The organism is Pseudomonas sp. KH_021, from assembly GCF_057838865.1.
Window position 1 is genome coordinate 4746684 of sequence record NZ_CM174477.1, and the last position, 18856, is coordinate 4765539.

14 protein-coding genes, 4 tRNA genes and 1 riboswitch are annotated in these 18856 nt (G+C 56.6%); of the genes, 1 reads left to right on the forward strand and 17 read right to left on the reverse strand.

What is annotated here, in order from left to right; all coding sequences use genetic code 11:
• Positions 1 to 920 precede the first annotated feature (920 nt).
• The 11 genes from AC3IX4_RS21875 to alaS all read right to left on the reverse strand — a co-directional run bounded on the left by AC3IX4_RS21875 (position 921) and on the right by alaS (position 11283).
• Positions 921 to 2068 (reverse strand): IS3 family transposase gene (locus AC3IX4_RS21875; RefSeq protein WP_489257455.1). Its coding sequence is split into 2 segments (ribosomal slippage): positions 921 to 1816 and positions 1816 to 2068, totalling 1149 coding nucleotides; the frame shifts between segments, so codons are not numbered across the junction.
• A 493-nt stretch (positions 2069 to 2561) separates the two neighbouring features.
• Entirely contained in the window at positions 2562 to 3221 is a 660-nt protein-coding gene (locus tag AC3IX4_RS21880; protein WP_489257456.1) for a hypothetical protein, read from the reverse strand.
• An 86-nt stretch (positions 3222 to 3307) separates the two neighbouring features.
• Positions 3308 to 3826, reverse strand: coding sequence for an Hcp family type VI secretion system effector (locus tag AC3IX4_RS21885; protein ID WP_489261339.1), 519 nt, complete (start codon positions 3824 to 3826; stop codon positions 3308 to 3310).
• A gap of 630 nt (positions 3827 to 4456) precedes the next feature.
• A complete protein-coding gene (mgtE, locus tag AC3IX4_RS21890; protein ID WP_489257457.1) occupies positions 4457 to 5899 on the reverse strand; it encodes a magnesium transporter in 1443 nt (480 codons plus the stop codon).
• 410 nt (positions 5900 to 6309) lie between these two features.
• Positions 6310 to 6386: transfer RNA gene (locus tag AC3IX4_RS21895), tRNA-Arg, on the reverse strand.
• 73 nt (positions 6387 to 6459) lie between these two features.
• A tRNA-Arg gene (locus AC3IX4_RS21900) sits at positions 6460 to 6536 on the reverse strand.
• Between the two features lie 72 nt (positions 6537 to 6608).
• Positions 6609 to 6685: transfer RNA gene (locus AC3IX4_RS21905), tRNA-Arg, on the reverse strand.
• A 108-nt stretch (positions 6686 to 6793) separates the two neighbouring features.
• Positions 6794 to 6884 (reverse strand) — tRNA-Ser (locus tag AC3IX4_RS21910).
• A gap of 72 nt (positions 6885 to 6956) precedes the next feature.
• Complete coding sequence (csrA, locus tag AC3IX4_RS21915; RefSeq protein ID WP_166359754.1) at positions 6957 to 7145, reverse strand: carbon storage regulator CsrA; 189 nt, start codon at positions 7143 to 7145, stop codon at positions 6957 to 6959.
• 177 nt (positions 7146 to 7322) lie between these two features.
• Positions 7323 to 8561 (reverse strand): aspartate kinase, encoded by a 1239-nt coding sequence (locus AC3IX4_RS21920; RefSeq protein ID WP_489257458.1) that lies wholly within the window; start codon positions 8559 to 8561, stop codon positions 7323 to 7325.
• 97 nt (positions 8562 to 8658) lie between these two features.
• Positions 8659 to 11283, reverse strand: coding sequence for an alanine--tRNA ligase (gene alaS, locus AC3IX4_RS21925; protein ID WP_489257459.1), 2625 nt, complete (start codon positions 11281 to 11283; stop codon positions 8659 to 8661).
• 228 nt (positions 11284 to 11511) lie between these two features.
• Positions 11512 to 11666: riboswitch (FMN riboswitch) on the forward strand.
• Between the two features lie 116 nt (positions 11667 to 11782).
• On the opposite strand from alaS, the gene AC3IX4_RS21930 reads away from it, so the two are divergent.
• The gene (locus tag AC3IX4_RS21930) at positions 11783 to 12289 is read left to right on the forward strand and encodes a 6,7-dimethyl-8-ribityllumazine synthase (RefSeq protein WP_489257460.1); all 507 of its coding nucleotides are present in this window, start codon (positions 11783 to 11785) and stop codon (positions 12287 to 12289) included.
• Positions 12290 to 12453: 164 nt separating this feature from the next.
• On the opposite strand, the gene astE is transcribed toward AC3IX4_RS21930, so the two are convergent.
• From astE to aruF, 6 genes are all read right to left on the reverse strand, one after another.
• Positions 12454 to 13464, reverse strand: coding sequence for a succinylglutamate desuccinylase (gene astE / locus AC3IX4_RS21935; RefSeq protein WP_489257461.1), 1011 nt, complete (start codon positions 13462 to 13464; stop codon positions 12454 to 12456).
• 19 nt (positions 13465 to 13483) lie between these two features.
• Positions 13484 to 13774: a topoisomerase II gene (locus tag AC3IX4_RS21940; protein WP_489257462.1), complete on the reverse strand. Its 291-nt coding sequence runs from the start codon at positions 13772 to 13774 to the stop codon at positions 13484 to 13486.
• 14 nt (positions 13775 to 13788) lie between these two features.
• Positions 13789 to 15138 (reverse strand): N-succinylarginine dihydrolase, encoded by a 1350-nt coding sequence (gene astB / locus AC3IX4_RS21945; RefSeq protein ID WP_489257463.1) that lies wholly within the window; start codon positions 15136 to 15138, stop codon positions 13789 to 13791.
• 38 nt (positions 15139 to 15176) lie between these two features.
• A complete protein-coding gene (astD, locus tag AC3IX4_RS21950; protein WP_489257464.1) occupies positions 15177 to 16643 on the reverse strand; it encodes a succinylglutamate-semialdehyde dehydrogenase in 1467 nt (488 codons plus the stop codon).
• Complete coding sequence (gene astA, locus AC3IX4_RS21955) at positions 16640 to 17665, reverse strand: arginine N-succinyltransferase (RefSeq protein WP_489257465.1); 1026 nt, start codon at positions 17663 to 17665, stop codon at positions 16640 to 16642. Before astA ends, astD begins: the two co-directional genes overlap by 4 nt.
• A 61-nt stretch (positions 17666 to 17726) precedes the next feature.
• Positions 17727 to 18746 carry an arginine/ornithine succinyltransferase subunit alpha gene (gene aruF / locus AC3IX4_RS21960; RefSeq protein ID WP_489257466.1) on the reverse strand — a complete coding sequence of 340 codons (1020 nt, stop codon included), beginning with the start codon at positions 18744 to 18746 and terminating at the stop codon, positions 17727 to 17729.
• Between the last annotated feature and the right edge of the window lie 110 nt (positions 18747 to 18856).

Here is an 18856-nt window from a genome sequence, read left to right on the forward strand (position 1 = left end):
CAAAAGTCAGGCCCAATCACTTTAATACCCCCTCATATATAACTTCTGCAATAGACCCAGAAACTGCCCCCAACTCCCCTCCTAGGTATGCACCAACATACATTCACTCATACTAGCACCGGCAATCGAACCAGAAATTTCACCAACTTGAGTAAACACAAACCTCTTACACTCCTGACCACCTGAAGCGTCTCCCAACAAAACCCAAATCAACCATTAAACTTAATATATTTTACGGCGCAAGTAATTACATCCGCTTGAGCGGCAAAAAAAGCGAGACTTCTAGACTAATACTCAAAGCCGCCACACCCCATAGCCAGCCCTCGGACTATCCATTACTGGCACAGTAAAAAGCTGTTTTTATTACCCTTATGTAGAAAATAAAATTCACCTCGGGTCAAAAAGTCCATATATGACAATCCACGAAATCAAACTAGCCAAGAACAAGAAATTATTGACTTTTAGCATCCGCCTTAGGTGTTCGGGGAAATTTTTAATTTCGGTAGAATCAACCCCCTTCCTTGGTTGAATGAAATCCCAAGACTTCAATACCCATCATAGAAAGCTGAGTAACAATTGCAATTCGTCCCAAAGGCCCGTAAATTCTGAGGTTCACGATATAACACGGCGCATACCGCGACTTAGGAAGCGCATTCAGCATTTCAGGGATATAGCGACTTACATATAGACAATATCCGAGAAAAATTATTGCCAAAAGCATTGGCCATCCAACCGTAATTAATTTCCCCCAAGTACTCCAGAACGCTGAAATCGTCATTTTAGCGTTGCCTCATACAAAATTTCGCCAATTGACTCTCCTAATCCACTACCCCATTCACCTCCCTGATAGGCCGCTGCACCCACCATACCTGCGGAAGTGTAGTGGTCAAGTTTTTCCGGACACCTTAATCGGTGACTATTCAGGCTGCCTGGCGCTCGTACTGATTGGGTGAGACATACCCCAGTGTCGAGTGCAGGCGGCCTTCGTTGTAAAACCGCATGATGTAATCAGTAATGTCCTTGCTGGCCTCACCATGGTTGGCGTAATCCTTTCTCCAGACCCGTTCCATCTTCAGGTTCAGGAAGAAGCGTTCCATCACCGCATTGTCCCAGCAGTTTCCTTTTCGACTCATGCTGCAGAGCATCCCGTGGCGCTTCAACAGATCCTGATAAATGCTCCCTGCATACTGGCTGCCTCGGTCGGAGTGCATGATCAGGCCTGGCTCAGGTTGTCTTTGCGCAATAGCCAGTTGCAGGGCGCTGCACACCAACTCAGCACGCATATGAGGCGCCATGGACCATCCAACGATCTTGCGAGAGAACAAGTCCATGACTGTGGCCAGGTAAAGCCAGCCGCTACGTGTTCGGATGTAGGTAATATCCGCGACCCAGGCCTGATTGGCGCGCTCAGGATTGAACTGGCGATCAAGTAGATTCGCCGCTACTGGCAAGTCATGATTGCTGTCGGTGGTATGCACGAATTTGCGTTTCCAGATCGGTTGTAATCCCAGCTTTTTCATAAGTCCACGCACCTTGAAACGACCAATCGACGCGCCCTTGGCACGCATTGCCTCCAGCAAGCGTCGGCTGCCAAAGCAGCTTTCATTACTCTCGAAGAGAGTCTTGAGCTGGAGCGAAGTCGGGCATACAACGTCTGGCTGCAGGCTTCGCTGATGGGCTTCGTAATAGCCTGAACGACTGATCCGCAACACCCGGCAAACACGCGCCACCGGATAGGCCTTACGTTGTAATTGGTGAACCACCTGATGGATCACTTCAATTCGCGGGCAAAGAAGGCCGTAGCTTTTTTTAAGATGTCGTTGTCCATTTTCAGCTCACGAACCTGCTGTTCAAGCTGGCGAATGCGTTGCTGTTCACTGGTCAACGGTTTGCCGATTCCAGGACCCCCCTGTAGCTCGGCCTTGTACTGCTCTACCCAACGTCGAACCGCCGTATCGCTCAGGTTCATGTCGATGCAGACCGAGTTCACACTCTGGCCTTGATCAACGATCAGCTTGCAGATATCTAGCTTGAAAGCGGCATCGAATTTTCTGTATTTCTTGGTCATAGGGGACTCCTCTAGGGGTAGTTTCACCCATTGAGGTGTCCGGAGCTATTAGACCAGCTCAAAGCTACCACGCACGCCAACCCACCACTTCCCACTAGAGGTGCGGTAGCTACCCCTAGAGCGGCACAAACTGGACCGGAAATTGCTGTTGCAACTGTACTTCCAATCCCGGCCCCCACAACTGACCCCACCATTTTTCCCCCTTCAATAAACTTAATATTTCTACACTCCTGGCTATCTGAACCCGCACTACACACTTCCCAGACATGTAGGGCGGATGAAACGACGCCCAACGCAATTGCAATATAACCACCGTTCTGCATATACTTTGCGGCACGACTGATCGTATTCAGGTGAGTGGCATACCCCGGTATTTGCCCCGGCGCACCGGCCTTGTCCCATTGATGCACTAAACTACGAGTAGAAATGCCAAGTGATTTCTTAAGCTTGTCATGACCACCCAGGCTTGAGAGTTTACGCAACCGGGTGGACTCTAAAAATTGAGCGTCGAGTTGATCCAGTAGTCGCTTTCGCTCCGCGAAAAAATCTGCCGACTTGAGATGACCATGTTGACGATAGGTATCTTGATGTAATTTCTCCACATCCTGGAGCGTTTTAAGTATTTTTCTAGCTGTTTTTGCATCACTACTGCGCCGACCCCAAGCCAAGTTGAAGTTTCACTCAGGACATAACTCGCAATCGCAGCGAGATTGTCGTACATGAAATCGGCTTCTTCCGGGGTCAACGGATCCAGCGCCGCCTTGACTTCACGCGCCGCTGCCATCAGTACAGATTCCTCGTGAGTACAAACCGTATGGGGTAAATCGCTGAGAACAATCATGCTCCCGGCCTTTATCACACTCTCAACATTTGGATTGAGACTGAAGAATTTTTTTGGGCTGTAAGTCGAATACGCCTCGAACAGCACATTATCGAGTTCCCTCGCCGGAATACTTTTCGTCACTATATAAAAGCCAGGCCCTGCAGGTGGCTCAACCTTTGGCCGGAAGAATTCTTCGGGTGGGCAGCGATACAACTCTGACTCGGGTCTCGGCACAGCGGGTTTCATCTGATTTGGGGCCGCTGGCTTACAAACTTGCGGCATAGGGCTGTATAAGCGGCGATCGTCGGGTTTATTTGATTGGTCCGTCATGTGTTCGATTCCTTTTCTGCATGAACCAAGCCCTGAGCAATGATTTAAACATCGCCCAGGGCTATTACTGATTGAGCGCTAAAGGCTTACGCCTTTACTGGGCTGCGCCAGTCATCAGACCCTGTAGTGCCGCAGGTAAGATGCGTCCAGGTAATTTTCCGATAAGTAAAATACACATCTTCCAAATGTGTAAAGTGCGCCATCGATGGATCCTGGCAATTCGGCATACGCGACTTCACGTCAACAATGATAGCGTCTTCCAACTTAATAGAATAATAAAGCTCCTGAGTACCCATCGCCGATGTTCGGTACCAATCCAAGTGACACTCCTTCAGACGCTCGCCCGAGGTCAGCGCGTTGAATATCAGTGGAGAAGATTTATCGAACACCTTGGTGATCATCAAAGGCTTGTGTACTCGCTGCCCGGTTGGTTGTCCAGACTGTGGATCACGGGGAATGATTACTTGGTGATCAAAAGCCTGAACAAGAATTTGGTTCTCATGCCCTTGTTGATAAATGTTGCCTACTGAGTCTTCAGTAAAGGCCCCAGTAGTCATTAAGCCTTGAGTAACGCCTTCCAGTGTCATGTACGCGGGTGTTGGCATTGTAAAACTCCTCAGTGAGTGCCGATCATTTGCGTCGGCAGCAGACTGATAGAGCAAAACCCAGGCCAACCTTGTTTTTACCTTTAAAACCAACAACATATAAGAAAATAGCTTTCGTTTGATATGTGCTTTAGGTTTAAACAGCAAGGGAATGCGCAAGTTACTTCGCACTCGGAGTGCCATAATTTACACACCCCCAACTCAGGGTCTTAAAAGTCGGGTCTAAGCCCACAAAACAGGGGAGATGAGCCGCTAACGCTAAGGAGAGATTTCGGGGAAAACATCATTTCCACAACCCACGTGTGGGCAATTACCTGTTTCAGCAGGTGCATCTGCAAGGGCATGGAAAACATGGATGGGGCATGCCAAGCAAAGCGGCATACCCTCGTTGATCCAGCTCACGAAAAGGTGAGCTGGCTACTGGAGAGGAGTCTTGAGCAGGGGCGCCGACCCATGCACAGGTCAGCGAGAGGGGAACAACAAGCGGATGAAGGTCATCAAGCGATGACTTACGGTTACCGGGACAGCGCATTTTTCTACTTGAAAATAAAAAGGCCCTTCCCAGTAACCCGGGAAGAGCCTTTTTTACATCCCATAAAGCTGGCCGCAGCCAGCTTCATAATCACGACGCTACAAAAGAAACACCGTCGCCAACCCAAGGAAAATAAAGAACCCGCCACTGTCAGTCACCGCCGTGATCATCACACTGGCCCCCATGGCCGGATCGCGCCCCAGGCGCACTAGCGTCATGGGGATCAGCACCCCCATCAGGGCCGCCAACAACAGGTTAAGGGTCATGGCCGCGGTCATCACGACGCCCAGTGACCAACTGCCATACAGCAGGAAGGCAACAACGCCAATCACCCCACCCCAGACCAGACCGTTGACCAAGCCAACCCCCAGCTCCTTGCGCATCAATCGCGAGGTGTTGCCGGGGCTCACCTGGTCCAGTGCCATTGCACGAACGATCATGGTGATGGTCTGGTTGCCGGAGTTGCCACCAATGCCCGCCACGATCGGCATCAGCGCCGCCAGGGCAACGAGTTTCTCGATCGAGCCTTCGAACAGACCAATCACTCGCGATGCCAAGAAAGCGGTGATCAGGTTGACCGCAAGCCAGGCCCAACGGTTGCGCAGCGAGCGCCAGACGGAGGCGAAGATGTCTTCTTCTTCGCGCAGACCGGCCATGCTCAGGACTTCGCTTTCGCTCTCTTCACGGATCAGGTCAACCATCTCGTCGATGGTCAGACGGCCGATCAGGCGGTCGTTCTTGTCTACCACGGGGGCAGAGATCAAGTCGTAACGTTCGAAGGCCTGGGCCGCGTCGTAGGCGTCTTCTTCCGGGTGAAAGGTGACCGGGTCGCTGGCCATGACTTCGGCCACCTGTTTTTCCGGGTCGTTGACCAGCAGGCGCTTGATCGGCAGCACGCCCTTGAGGATGCCATCGTAGTCGACCACGAACAGTTTGTCGGTGTGGCCAGGCAGTTCCTTCAGGCGGCGCAGGTAACGCAGTACCACTTCCAGACTGACATCTTCGCGAATGGTGACCATCTCGAAGTCCATCAGCGCGCCGACTTGATCCTCGTCGTAACTCAAGGCCGAGCGCACGCGTTCGCGTTGCTGGCCGTCGAGGGTTTCCATCAATTCATGGATGACGTCACGTGGTAGCTCAGGAGCAAGGTCCGCCAGTTCGTCGGCATCCATTTCCTTGGCGGCCGCGAGGAGCTCATGATCGTCCATGTCGGCGATCAGGGTTTCTCGAACGGAGTCGGACACTTCAAGCAGGATGTCGCCATCACGCTCGGCCTTGACCAATTGCCAGACCGTCAGGCGGTCTTCCAGCGGAAGGGCTTCGAGGATGTAGGCAACGTCTGCGGAGTGCAGGTCGTCAAGCTTGCGCTGAAGCTCGACGAGGTTCTGGCGATGAACCAGGTTTTCGACCAGGTCTTGGTGATGGCCTTCCTGACGATGGGTCAGGTCTTCGACGACACGTTGACGCTGCAACAGTTCAACGACCTGCGCGAGACGATCCTGCAGGCTGTCTTGAGATTTTTTTACTTCGATTTCAGTCATAGGCGAACTCCACTCCCAGCAGCGGAGCACGCCGGGAGGATCAATCAGTCGATTCGTGATTGTTGAAACAAGCTATTGAGTAACTACTGGGTAAGTCCATGGTGGTATTCCACAAGCCCCGGCGGGGCTGACGGGCGCAATGATACACCGCTTGAAGGCTCAGGGCGCCTAAAATCTGGCTAGAACAATCGCTTGCGACACAAAGCTCATCGTTGTCCGAGTACAGCTGTGCGACGCTCCGAGCGGCTCGAAAAACACAGGTTTCAAAAAACCATGTGATCTGTACAAGTAAAGCCTAACCCTGGCGGTCGTCAGCTCTAGGACAGTTTTTTATCGACTTGGCATGAAGGGCAATAAATATAAATCGCAGACAGCAAAAAGCCCGCAGAGTATGCGGGCTTCGTACTATATGGTGCACTCGACAGGATTCGAACCTGTGACCGCTCGGTTCGTAGCCGAGTACTCTATCCAGCTGAGCTACGAGTGCAGGGTGGTACTTGATAAACCAGGTTACCGCTGGTTGAAACAGAGATACTTCCAGAAGAAGATAATCTCTTAAATGGTGCACTCGACAGGATTCGAACCTGTGACCGCTCGGTTCGTAGCCGAGTACTCTATCCAGCTGAGCTACGAGTGCAAGGTGGTACTTGATAAACCAGCTTACCCCTGGTTGAAGCAGAGTTTGTTTTCGTAAAAACAATCTCTTAAATGGTGCACTCGACAGGATTCGAACCTGTGACCGCTCGGTTCGTAGCCGAGTACTCTATCCAGCTGAGCTACGAGTGCATTTGTTGCCGCGCATTATAGTTCGTTGATTCTCTTTTACAACCACTTTTTCGTTTGGTTTCAATAACTTAGCGAATCCGTGATTCAACCAACGCCCTACATGAATAATGGCGGAGAAGGGGGGATTCGAACCCCCGATACCCTTGTGAGGTATACTCCCTTAGCAGGGGAGCGCCTTCGGCCACTCGGCCACCTCTCCGCAACACGGGGCGTATAATAACCAGCCTCTTCCCCGTTTGCAAACTAAAATTTGAAAATAATTCGAGAAAAATTAGTTACTTGGCTCCTGGTCCTTCTCTTTCTTGATGCGCAGGTAGATTTCCTCACGGTGGACGGCCACTTCTTTTGGGGCGTTCACACCAATTCGCACTTGATTGCCTTTGACGCCGAGCACAGTCACGGTGATTTCTCCATCACCAATGATCAGGCTTTCTGCGCACCGACGAGTCAGTATCAGCATTACCTATCTCCTTCCGGATTGAGTTCAGGGGTTACAGTCTGCAAAAAAAGGGCTTGAGCCTACAGCCGCGATGGCAATAGGCCTACACCTAAGTATTGACCAGGGTATGCAAATTCACACACTGCCCAAAAAAACGAAGGGCGCGGTCACAGACCGCGCCCTGAGGGGATCAACGCATCACTCGCCTTTGGGGGCGGCCGCGTCCAGCTCGAAAGCGGTGTGCAGTGCACGCACTGCCAGCTCCAGGTACTTCTCTTCGATCACCACCGACACCTTGATTTCCGACGTGGAGATCATCTGGATGTTGATGGTCTCCTTGGCCAGGGCTTCGAACATGCGGCTGGCAACGCCTGCATGGGAGCGCATGCCAACGCCAACGATGGAGACCTTGGCGATCTTGGTGTCGCCGATCACTTCACGGGCACCGAGGTCGCTTGCCGTGTTCTTCAGGACCTGTTCAGCCTTGGCGTAGTCGTTGCGGTGCACAGTGAAGGTGAAGTCGGTGGTGTTATCGTGCGAAACGTTCTGCACGATCATGTCGACTTCAATGTTGGCGGCACTGATCGGGCCGAGGATCTTGAAGGCAACGCCCGGAATATCCGGCACGCCACGGATGGTCAGCTTGGCTTCATCGCGGTTGAAAGCGATGCCGGAGATGATCGGCTGTTCCATGGTTTCCTCTTCATCAATAGTAATGAGGGTGCCCGGACCCTCCTTGAAGCTGTGCAGTACGCGCAGCGGGACATTGTATTTACCGGCGAACTCGACAGCACGGATCTGCAGCACCTTGGAACCGAGGCTGGCCATTTCCAGCATCTCTTCGAAGGTAATCTTGTCCAGGCGCTGAGCCTGGGAGACCACACGCGGGTCAGTGGTGTAGACACCATCGACATCGGTATAGATCTGGCATTCGTCGGCCTTGAGCGCTGCGGCCAGGGCCACACCGGTCGTGTCAGAACCGCCACGGCCCAGCGTGGTGATGTTGCCGTACTCATCGACACCCTGGAAACCAGCCACAACCACAACGCGACCGGCCTTCAGATCACCACGAATCTTCTGATCGTCGATCTGCAGGATGCGCGCCTTGTTGTGCGCGCTGTCGGTGAGGATGCGGACCTGGTTGCCGGTGTAGGACACCGCTGGCACGCCACGCTTGATCAGCGCCATGGCCAACAGGGCAATGGTCACCTGCTCGCCCGTGGACACGATCACATCGAGCTCGCGAGGCTCCGGCTGATCACCACTGATCTGCTTGGCCAGCTCGATCAGGCGGTTGGTTTCGCCACTCATGGCAGACAGCACAACCACCAGGTCGTCGCCAGCTTCGCGGAATTTTTTTACCTTATCGGCTACCTGCTCGATTCGCTCGACAGTGCCGACTGAGGTACCTCCAAATTTCTGTACGATCAAAGCCATTTCAATGCCGCCTCAGCCCGGGAAGGGCGCCCATTAAACAATCAAACGCTACAACACCAAAGCCTGTTACTAGACCACAGGCCTTGGTGTGGATGAATCAGTTGCCTTGTTCGACGAACGGTACGGCCAGTGCCAGCGCAGCATCGAGTTTCGATGCATCGACGCCACCACCCTGAGCCATGTCTGGACGACCGCCGCCTTTACCGCCAACAGCCGCAGCTGCCTGCTTCATCAGATCGCCAGCCTTGAACCTGGCGCTCAGATCCTTGGTCACGCCAGCGACCAGCACGACTTTCTCTTCATGTACGCCGCCCAGCAGGATGACGCCCTGCCCCAGTTTGTTCTTCAACTGGTCGACCAGTGCCAGCAAGCCCTTGCCATCGACATTGTCCAGGCGAGTGGCCAGTACCTTCACACCATTGATATCGACGGCCTGGGACGACAAGTCGTCACCTGCTGCGCTGGCAGCCTTGGCTTGCAGTTGTTCCAGCTGTTTCTCCAGCTGACGGTTGCGCTCAAGCACAGCCGACAACTTGTCGATCAGATTGTCACGGCTTCCCTTGACCAATTGCGCCGCTTCCTTGAGCTGCTCTTCGGCGGCGTTCAGGTAGGCCAGCGCCGCGGCACCGGTGACCGCTTCGATACGACGCACGCCAGAGGCCACGCCCCCTTCACTGACGATCTTGAGCAGGCCGATGTCGCCGGTACGCTTGGCATGGATACCGCCGCACAGCTCGACCGAGAAATCGCCACCCATGCTCAGCACGCGCACGCTGTCGCTGTACTTCTCGCCGAACAGCGCCATGGCACCTTTCTGCTTGGCGGTTTCGATATCGGTTTCTTCGGTCATCACTGGGGAGTTCTTGCGAACTTCAGCATTGACGATGTCTTCCAGCGCACGCAGTTGCTCAGGCTTGATGGCTTCGAAGTGACTGAAGTCGAAACGCAGGCGCTGGCTATCCACCAACGAGCCCTTCTGCTGAACATGATCACCCAGCACTTGGCGCAGGGCTGCATGCAGCAAGTGAGTGGCAGAGTGGTTCAAGGAGGTGGCGTGCTGAATGCCCGCTTCAACCTGGGCTTCAACCTGGGTAGCGACGGTCAGGCTGCCGCTGGCGACCACGCCATGGTGCAGGAACGCGCCACCAGTCTTGGTGGTGTCACGCACATCGAAACGCACATTGCCTGCCGCGAGGTAGCCGCAGTCACCAATCTGGCCACCGGATTCAGCGTAGAAAGGCGTCTGATCGAGGATGACCACACCCTCCTCGCCTTCGGCCAACTGCTGAACTGCCTGGCCATCCTTATAAAGAGCAATGACCTTGGCGCTGCCGTGGGTGGCTTCGTAGCCGGTGAAGCGCGTGGGCTCGTCAACCTTGACCAGGCTGTTGTAGTCCAGGCCAAAAGCACTGGCGGAGCGAGCGCGTTCGCGCTGGGCATCCATCTCGCGGTCAAAGCCGGCTTCGTCCAGAGTCAGATTGCGCTCACGGGCGATATCGCCAGTGAGGTCCATCGGGAAGCCATAGGTATCGTACAGCTTGAAGACCACATCACCCGGGACGACGGTGCCTTGCAGCGAAGCCAGATCCTGCTCGAGGATTTTCAGGCCCTGCTCCAGGGTCTTGGCGAATTGTTCTTCTTCGGCCTTGAGCACGCGCTCAATGTGCGCTTGCTGGGCTTTGAGCTCAGGGAAGGCTTCGCCCATCTCACCGGCCAATGCGGCGACGATCTGGTAGAAGAAGCTGCCCTTGGCGCCCAGCTTGTTGCCGTGACGGCAAGCGCGACGAATGATGCGACGCAGCACGTAGCCGCGACCTTCGTTGGACGGCAATACGCCGTCGGCAATCAGGAAGCCGCAGGAACGAATGTGGTCGGCAACCACTTTGAGCGATGGCTGACCGTCATTGGTGCAACCGATGGCCTTGGCCGACGAGTCCAGCAGCGCCTGGAACAAGTCGATTTCATAGTTCGAATGCACGTGCTGCAGCACCGCACTGACCCGCTCCAGGCCCATGCCGGTATCCACCGACGGCGCGGGCAGCGGGTGCAGCACGCCATCAGCGGTGCGGTTGAACTGCATGAAGACGTTGTTCCAGATTTCAATGTAGCGGTCGCCGTCTTCTTCAGGCGAACCCGGTGGGCCACCCCAGATGTCGGCGCCGTGATCGTAGAAAATCTCGGTGCACGGACCGCACGGGCCGGTATCGCCCATGGTCCAGAAGTTGTCGGAGGCGTAAGGCGCACCTTTGTTGTCGCCGATGCGCACCATGCGCTCAGCCGGCACGCCCACTTCCTGGGTCCAGATGTCGTAGGCTTCGTCGTCGGTGGCGTAGACGGTGACCCACAACTTCTCTTTAGGCAGGTTCAGCCATTTGTCGGAGGTCAGGAAGGTCCAGGCGTAGATGATCGCATCACGCTTGAAATAGTCACCGAAGCTGAAGTTGCCCAGCATTTCGAAGAACGTGTGGTGGCGCGCCGTGTAGCCAACGTTTTCCAGGTCATTGTGCTTGCCGCCGGCACGCACGCATTTCTGGCTGCTGACAGCGCGGGTGTAGGCGCGCTTTTCCTGGCCGAGGAAGCAGTCCTTGAACTGGTTCATACCGGCGTTGGTAAACAGCAGGGTCGGGTCGTTGCCCGGGATCAAGGAGCTGGAGGCTACACGGGTGTGGCCTTGCTCTTCGAAGAAGCGAAGGAAGGCTTCACGGATTTCTGCGCTTTTCATAGGTTCTTCCACGGAGACTGCGGCCTGAGGCATGTGCATGACGTCAATCGACGTTGCGACGGCAAAGGGCCGCATTATATCGGGCCTTCGGCCTGGGTACAGTGTGTTTATACGTTCAAGAATGGATTGTCCGATGAAAATGCTGTCATTGGCCAATTTCGATAGCAAGCCACCTATGCACCAAAGTGAAAGGTATGTTAAAAACTGTCTCGCTGCCCCGAGGGGTGGCGACGTTCTCAGGGCGGGGTGAGATTCCCCACCGGCGGTGATTGCGCGCAAAGCGCATAGCCCGCGAGCGCTCCAGCGGCCCTGCCGAAGGAGGTCAGCAGACCCGGTGTGATTCCGGGGCCGACGGTTAAAGTCCGGATGAAGAGAGAGCGGGATAACACCCAAGGGCCGAGCCCTGGACCTCACCCCACGCGGGCGCAGGCCAAGCCGTACCCTTGAATCCCATTCGATCCAAATGCCCTGTTTTTAACCAAACAGGAGTCAATTCAAGATGCAACCCACCGCAATCGATAGCAAACACCAGCCACACGGGCGCATTGCCTTTATCCAGGCCTGCTGGCACAAGGGCATTGTCGACCAGGCCCACCAAGGGTTCATCGACGAGATGACCGCGCTGGGCTATCAGCAAAGCGATATTGATATTTATGAAGTCGGCGGCGCTTTCGAAATTCCCCTGCACGCCAAGCTGCTGGCCCAGAGTGGCCGTTATGCCGGCATCGTCGCGGCCGGGCTGGTCGTGGACGGTGGTATCTACCGCCACGAGTTCGTCGCACAGTCGGTGATCAGCGGCCTGATGCAGGTCCAGCTGGAAACCCAGATACCGGTGTTCTCGGTTGTGCTGACCCCGCACCACTTCCATTCCGGTGAAGAGCACCAGAAGTTCTTCTTTGATCACTTCATGCACAAAGGCCAGGAAGCGGCACGCACGTGCGCGGATACGTTGAAGAAGGTGCACGCCCTGCGCCACCTGGACACAGCTCGCAAACTGGCCAGTTGATTGCGCGCCACGCGGCGAGCCTGAAACACCGCAGCGCCTGCATCGCGACGGTTCGGCGCCCCGACGAGCTCGGCTCCTACCTCGGTCGGCGGTGTCCACCCCGGTAGGAGCACAGCTTGCTGGCGATGGGATCGATACGGTCTACCCGAACACCGCAGCGCCTGTTAGGCCAGGTGCTCTGGTGTTGTTGGCACGATCAATAACCCTGCCCTCAGGCCATTCTTGACCTTGGGGTTGGGGAATATAATCCGGGCGCCCTCCTCTTCCACGATCCAGCGGGTTTCGGACAGGTCTTCGGCCAGCAGCGAGCCCTTGGGCAATTCTGAAAAGTTTTCGATGTCTGTCGGTAAATGCAGCCGGAACGACTCGCTGTGCTTGATGATTTCTCGCGCAACGCTGAACAGTTGCAAACCGTCCAGATTGTCGCTGTCCTCCTCAGGCTCTTTACCCTCGATGATCTGCGTCAGCCGAGTTTCCAGCTTCTGCAAATTGACACCTTGATTCTGCCCAAACGGCCGGGCCTTACCCAGTTCAAGGGTAAAGGATTCGGCATCCAGGGTTTCATAAGTAAAGGCGGTAAACGTGATAGATGGCTTGCTTTGCAGCAGCACGGCTTCCATCCCGGCTGCTCGTAAGCGAGCGAGTTCGGCACGCGAATGCTGGCGACCGTCCTTGAAGGGATACAGGGCAAACTGCTCGATCTTCGAGCCGCGAATGGCAGTATGCAAGTCGTAGTGCAAGCGCTTGCGATCAGGCTTGCTGAAGAAGCTGGTCGCCAGTTTTTCCAGATCATTGGCGCGCAACGCTTCCAGACCACTGGTCAGTTCATGTCGACCATTAAACAGTCGGTTGACGTCTTGTTCGAGATAGCGGGCCCCCTTGCGCATGGCCTCGGGGTTGCCGAACAGGAACAGAATACGGGCACGCGGAATGATTTCTCCACGGGCAATCCCATGCAAGAGCTTGTCGAGCAGCTCTATTGGGGCAGTTTCATTGCCATGAATGCCAGCCGACAACAGCAGGTCCTGGCCGTTGTCACTCGCCTCGGGCGGGCGCACTTCAAGCGCTCCTTTATCAAGCCAGCGCAACCGCACGCCCTTGACCGTCATCTGCGTCTTCTCTGCCGGCTCGTGGTCGGTGAGCGTGAATTCGAGCAGTTTGCCAAGGGCGAGCATAGGCTTTCTTCCTTAAGGCTTAGTGATGATGACCGCAGTCCGGGCCATGAACGTGTTCTTCGTCGTCACCCGCTTCGGCCGGCTCCATCTCAAGTTGCAGACTTACCAGATTAGTCGCCAGCGGCCGCAACAGCAGGTTGGCGTACTCGGCATCGTCTTCTTCGACGTCAACGCCGATCAGCAACTGGCCGCGACCGTCTTGCTGGATCCACACTTCCTTGCCTTGCCAGACCACGGCAAAGCGCGTGCAGGAGGTTTCCAGCTGAGTGCCATCGGTGTCTTCAAGGATCAGCTGCAGGGCGTCGGACATGGTTGAGTTCTCTATCAAGGTTGAAGTTGGAACGGATAAACCGACCCCAGTTTAAGGAGTTGAGTCAGCTCATCCAATGCAGTACGGCACTCCACCAGCAACTGTGGATCAGCCAGGTCGCTTTCGCCAAGGCGATCGCGATAATGCTTGTCCACCCATTGGGTGAGGGTGTCATACAGCGGCGCGGTCATGATAACCCCTGGGTTCACTGCCGCCAGCTCAGTTTCGTTCAGTGCCACGCGCAGACGCAGGCATGCCGGGCCACCACCGTTTTGCATGCTCTGCTTGAGGTCGAACACTTTGACCTCGGCAATCGGGCCGCCTTGGGCCGTCAGGCCTTGCAAATAATTCCAGACCCGTTCGTTGGCCCGGCATTCCTCTGGTACCACCAGCAACATGGAACCGTCGGCACGCGACAGCAACTGGCTATTGAACAAGTACGACCGCACAGCATCGTCTACTGCGACCTCGGCACGTGGCACGCAGATCGCCTGGAAATTGCCGCCACGCGCAGCCAGCTTGGCGCGCAGCTCATCGAGCATGGCGTCAGTCCCGAGGAAGGCGTCCTCGTGGTAGAACAGCAACTCGCCATTGCCGACCGCGATCACATCGTTGTGGAAAACGCCCTGATCAATAACAGCCGGGTTCTGCTGAGCATAGACCACACCGTCGTCGCTCAGGCCGTGCAGCCGAGCAACGGCCTGGGAAGCCTCCAGTGTCTGGCGGGCCGGGTACTTCTGCGGCGCGGGGTAACGGTTGTCGAAGGCACTGCGGCCATAGACAAAAAATTCGACGCCCACCTCGCCATAAGCACGGCACAAGCGCGTGTGGTTGGCAGCGCCTTCATCACCAAACTGCGCCACGGCCGGTAGCGCGGCATGGTGAGCAAAGTGTTTGTTGTCGGCAAACATCGCACCCAGCACGCGACTGGTGGTCGGGTGCTCGATGCTGCGGTGGTACTTGCAGTTCAGGTTGGCGGCGGTGAAGTGCACGCGACCGTCGGCGGTGTCGGCACTGGGGCTCACGGTGGCGGCGTTGGCCACCCACATGCTCGACGCCGAACAACTGGCCACCAGCAATGGCATGGCCTGCTTGGCCGCCTGTTGGATGACCTGCGCATCGCTGCCGGCAAAACCGAGCCGACGCAGGGCAGCCACATCGGGGCGCTCCTGGGGTGCCAGCACGCCCTGGACAAAGCCCATCTCCATCAGCGCTTTCATTTTCGCCAAGCCTTGGCGCGCCGCTTCACGCGGGTTCGAGGCCTGCTGACTATTGCTCTGGGAGGCGACGTTGCCGTACGACAATCCGCCGTAGTTGTGCGTCGGGCCTACCAGGCCATCAAAATTCACTTCATACGATTTCATCGGCACGGCTCCGTAGACCTATTGTTATTTAAGAAGGCTCAAAGCCTTACGCCCGGGGTCAGGCTGGCGGGCAGGCTGACACTCGTAGCCTCCAGCGAAGCCACCGGGTAGGCGCAGTAATCAGCCGCGTAATAGGCGCTGGCACGATGGTTACCACTGGCGCCCACGCCACCAAATGGCGCGCTGCTGGCAGCACCGGTCAGTTGTTTGTTCCAGTTGACGATACCGGCGCGGCTTTCCAGCCAGAACTGGTCGTAACGGGCCTGCGAATCCGACAATAGGCCGGCGGCCAATCCGTACTGGGTGTTGTTGGCCTCGGCGATGGCCGCTTCGAAATCGATGTAGCGAATAACCTGTAGCAACGGTCCGAACAGCTCTTCATCCGGGCGTTCGGCCACTGCCGTCACATCCAGGATACCCGGCGTCAGCAGTGCGGCATTGGCCTGCGGCTGAGTCATCTGCAACAACGCCAGGGCGCCGTTGCCGATCAATTGCGCCTGGGCACCCATTAAAGCCTTGGCGGCGGCCAAAGACACCACCGAGCCCATGAACGGTGCCGGTTGTTGATCGAATGCACCCACGCTCAGGGTCTTGCTGACCTCCACCAGGCGGGTCAGCAACTGGTCGCCCCAGGCACCTTGCGGCACCAACAATCGACGCGCACACGTACAACGCTGGCCAGCGGAGATAAAGGCCGATTGGATGATGGTGTAGACGGCGGCGTCCAAGTCTGCGACCTGATCGACCACCAGCGGGTTGTTGCCGCCCATCTCTAACGCCAGGATCTTGTCCGGGCGGCCGGAGAACTGTTGATGCAACAAATTGCCGGTACGGCTGGAGCCGGTAAAGAACAAGCCATCGATGCCCGCGTGGGCCGCCAGGGCAATGCCGGTTTCCCGCGCACCTTGCACAAGGTTCAGTACGCCCGCAGGCAGGCCCGCTTCGATCCAGCACTTGACGGTCAGTTCAGCGACCTTGGGTGTGAGTTCACTGGGTTTGAACACCACAGCGTTACCCGCCAGCAAGGCCGGGACGATGTGCCCGTTGGGCAAATGGCCTGGGAAGTTGTAAGGCCCGAACACTGCCACCACGCCATGGGGCTTGTGCCGCAGTACCGCGGCGGCATCGGCCAGTGCCCCACTTTTCTCGCCGGTACGCTCGCGGTAGCTCTGCACCGAGATGGCAATCTTGTTGACCATGCTGGTGACTTCGGTACTGGCCTCCCACAAGGGTTTGCCGGTCTCTTCACCGATGCAATGAGCCAGCGCATCCGCCTGGCTCTTGAGCGTGGCCGCAAAGGATTCCAGGATCGCGATGCGCTCTTCCAGCGGGCGGCGAGCCCAAGCCGGGAAGGCAGCACGTGCTGAAGCAACGGCGGCATCCACCTGCCCGGCCGTGGCGCCCTGCCCGCTCCAGATAACCGCCTGGGTGACCGGGTTCAATGACTGCAACGTCTCGCCCTGACCGGTTTGCCAGGCACCTGCGATGTATAAGGTACTCATCACTTGCTCTCCCGAGAGGCAGACAGGGGAACAGCACGCACTTGATCACCGGCACTCAGCCGCAGGCGCTTGGCCGTTTGCGGGTCGACCACCAGGGTGCCGGCGGCCAACCGCGCAGGAGCTGCGGTAATTCGGCATTCCTCGCGCTTGCGGTTATGAATGATGAACGGCGTGGCGTCATCACCTGGCGTGCCGACAGCCAACACCAGCGCCTGGCTGTCGTGCACGGCGCGAATTTTGGACGTCTCGCACTCCACGGCTGGGCCTGCGTCGAAGATGTCGACATAGCCCTGATAGCTGAAGCCTTCACTCTTGAGCATGCTCAACGCAGGCTCTGTGTCGGTGTGCACCCGACCGATAACGCTGCGCGCAGCCTCCGACAGAAAGCAGGTGTAGAGCGGAAACTTGGGCATCAGCTCAGCGATGAACGCCTTGTTGCCCACACCTGTCAGGTAGTCCGCCTGGCTGAATTCCATCTTGAAAAAGTGCCGCCCCAGGCTTTCCCAGAACGGCGAGCGACCCGCCTCATCGGACATGCCGCGCATCTCGGCAATGATCTTGTTGCCGAACAACTGCGAAAACTCAGCGATGAACAACAACCTCGCCTTGGCCAACAAACGGCCATTGAGGCCATTGCGATAGTCGGCACGCAGGAACAGCGAACACAGCTCGGAATTGCCGGTCAGGTCGTTGGCCAGGAACAGCGTCGGGATTTCCCGATAGATATTCAGCTCCTGGGAAGCACTGACCGTCAGGCCAACGCGGTAGTTGTACCAAGGTTCGCGCAAGCCCACGGCGCCGGCGATGGCGGAAATTCCGACGACTTCGCCCGCGTCGTTTTCCAACACAAACAGATAATCGGCATCGGCGCGTTCGGCCTCGCCACGAAAGGTTTTTTCAGCCCAGCCCACGCGGTGCGCCAGGCGCTTTTCGTTGGCTGGCAAGGTGGTCAGGCCGGTGCCAGTACTGCGCGCGAGTTCAATCAGCGCGGGTAAATCGCTGCTGCGTACGGGACGAACGATCATGCTATCTCCTCAGGCAAGTGTCCCTGGACACTTGCGCAACTCAACCGGTAATGGCCGCCAATCAAACCGCGACCAGGCGTACGCTGGAGCCTTCGCCGACACCCAATGCCTCGGCGGCTTCCAGGCTCAGGTTGACCGGTTTGCCCGGCACCCAGTCCAGCTCCAGCAGCACGGCGCGGTAGTCCTGCAACTGACCGTTGGCCACCAGGTACTGGCGTCCGCCCTTGATCGGCTCCTGGTCGAGCTTCACCGGTACGACCCGGCTCTGGGCAATCGAACGGATCCCCGATACCCGCGCATGCAGCGTCGGGCCACCGTCGAAGATGTCGATGTAGTGGTCAGTTTCGAAGCCTTCGCGCATGAGGATGTCGAAGGTGATCTGCGCACGCGGGTGCACCTGGCCCATCGCCTCTTGGGCCTCATCCGGCAACAGCGGCACGTAAATCGGGTAATGGGGCATCAACTCGGCCAGGAAGGTGCGGCTCTTGAGACCGCACAGCCGCTCGGCCTCAGCGTAATTGAGGTCAAAGAAGTTGCGGCCGATGGCGTCCCAAAAGGGTGAGTCACCGTGCTCATCGCTGTAGCCGACAATCTCGGTCACCACCGAATCGGCAAAGCGCTCCGGGTGGTTGGCCACGAACAGCAGGCGGCCACGGGAGTTGAGCTCCGACCAGGCGGTGGACACCAACTCAGGGACCACATAGAAGCTGGTGAGCAAGCTGTTGCCCGTCAGGTCATGGCATTGCGACAGTACATGAATCTTGTTGTGGATTTTAAGCTCACGAGACGCATGCACGAAGGTCTCGTTACGAAAACTGTAGAAGGGCTCGGAGTAACCGGCCGACGCCACGATGGCCGAGCAACCGACCAGCTTTGAGGTTTGGCTGTCTTCGAGAACGAAGAAGTAGCTTTCCTCGCCATTGAAGCTGACCTCGGCGGCAAAAGAGGTTTCGGACGCGGCGATCTTATCGCCCAGACGACCAGCATCATCCGGCAGGGACGTTACACCGATGGGGCTGTCTGCGGCCAACCGCTGTACTTCACCCAGATCGGCCATTTGCGCGGGGCGCATCACCAGCATGGTGTCACTCCTTTATCGGATAATCAGGTCGGCATCCGCCGACACGGAGGAAAGAGGTGACGGGCGCGAAAAAACGCGCTCGTCACAAAACATCTGGATCGGCGACCGCC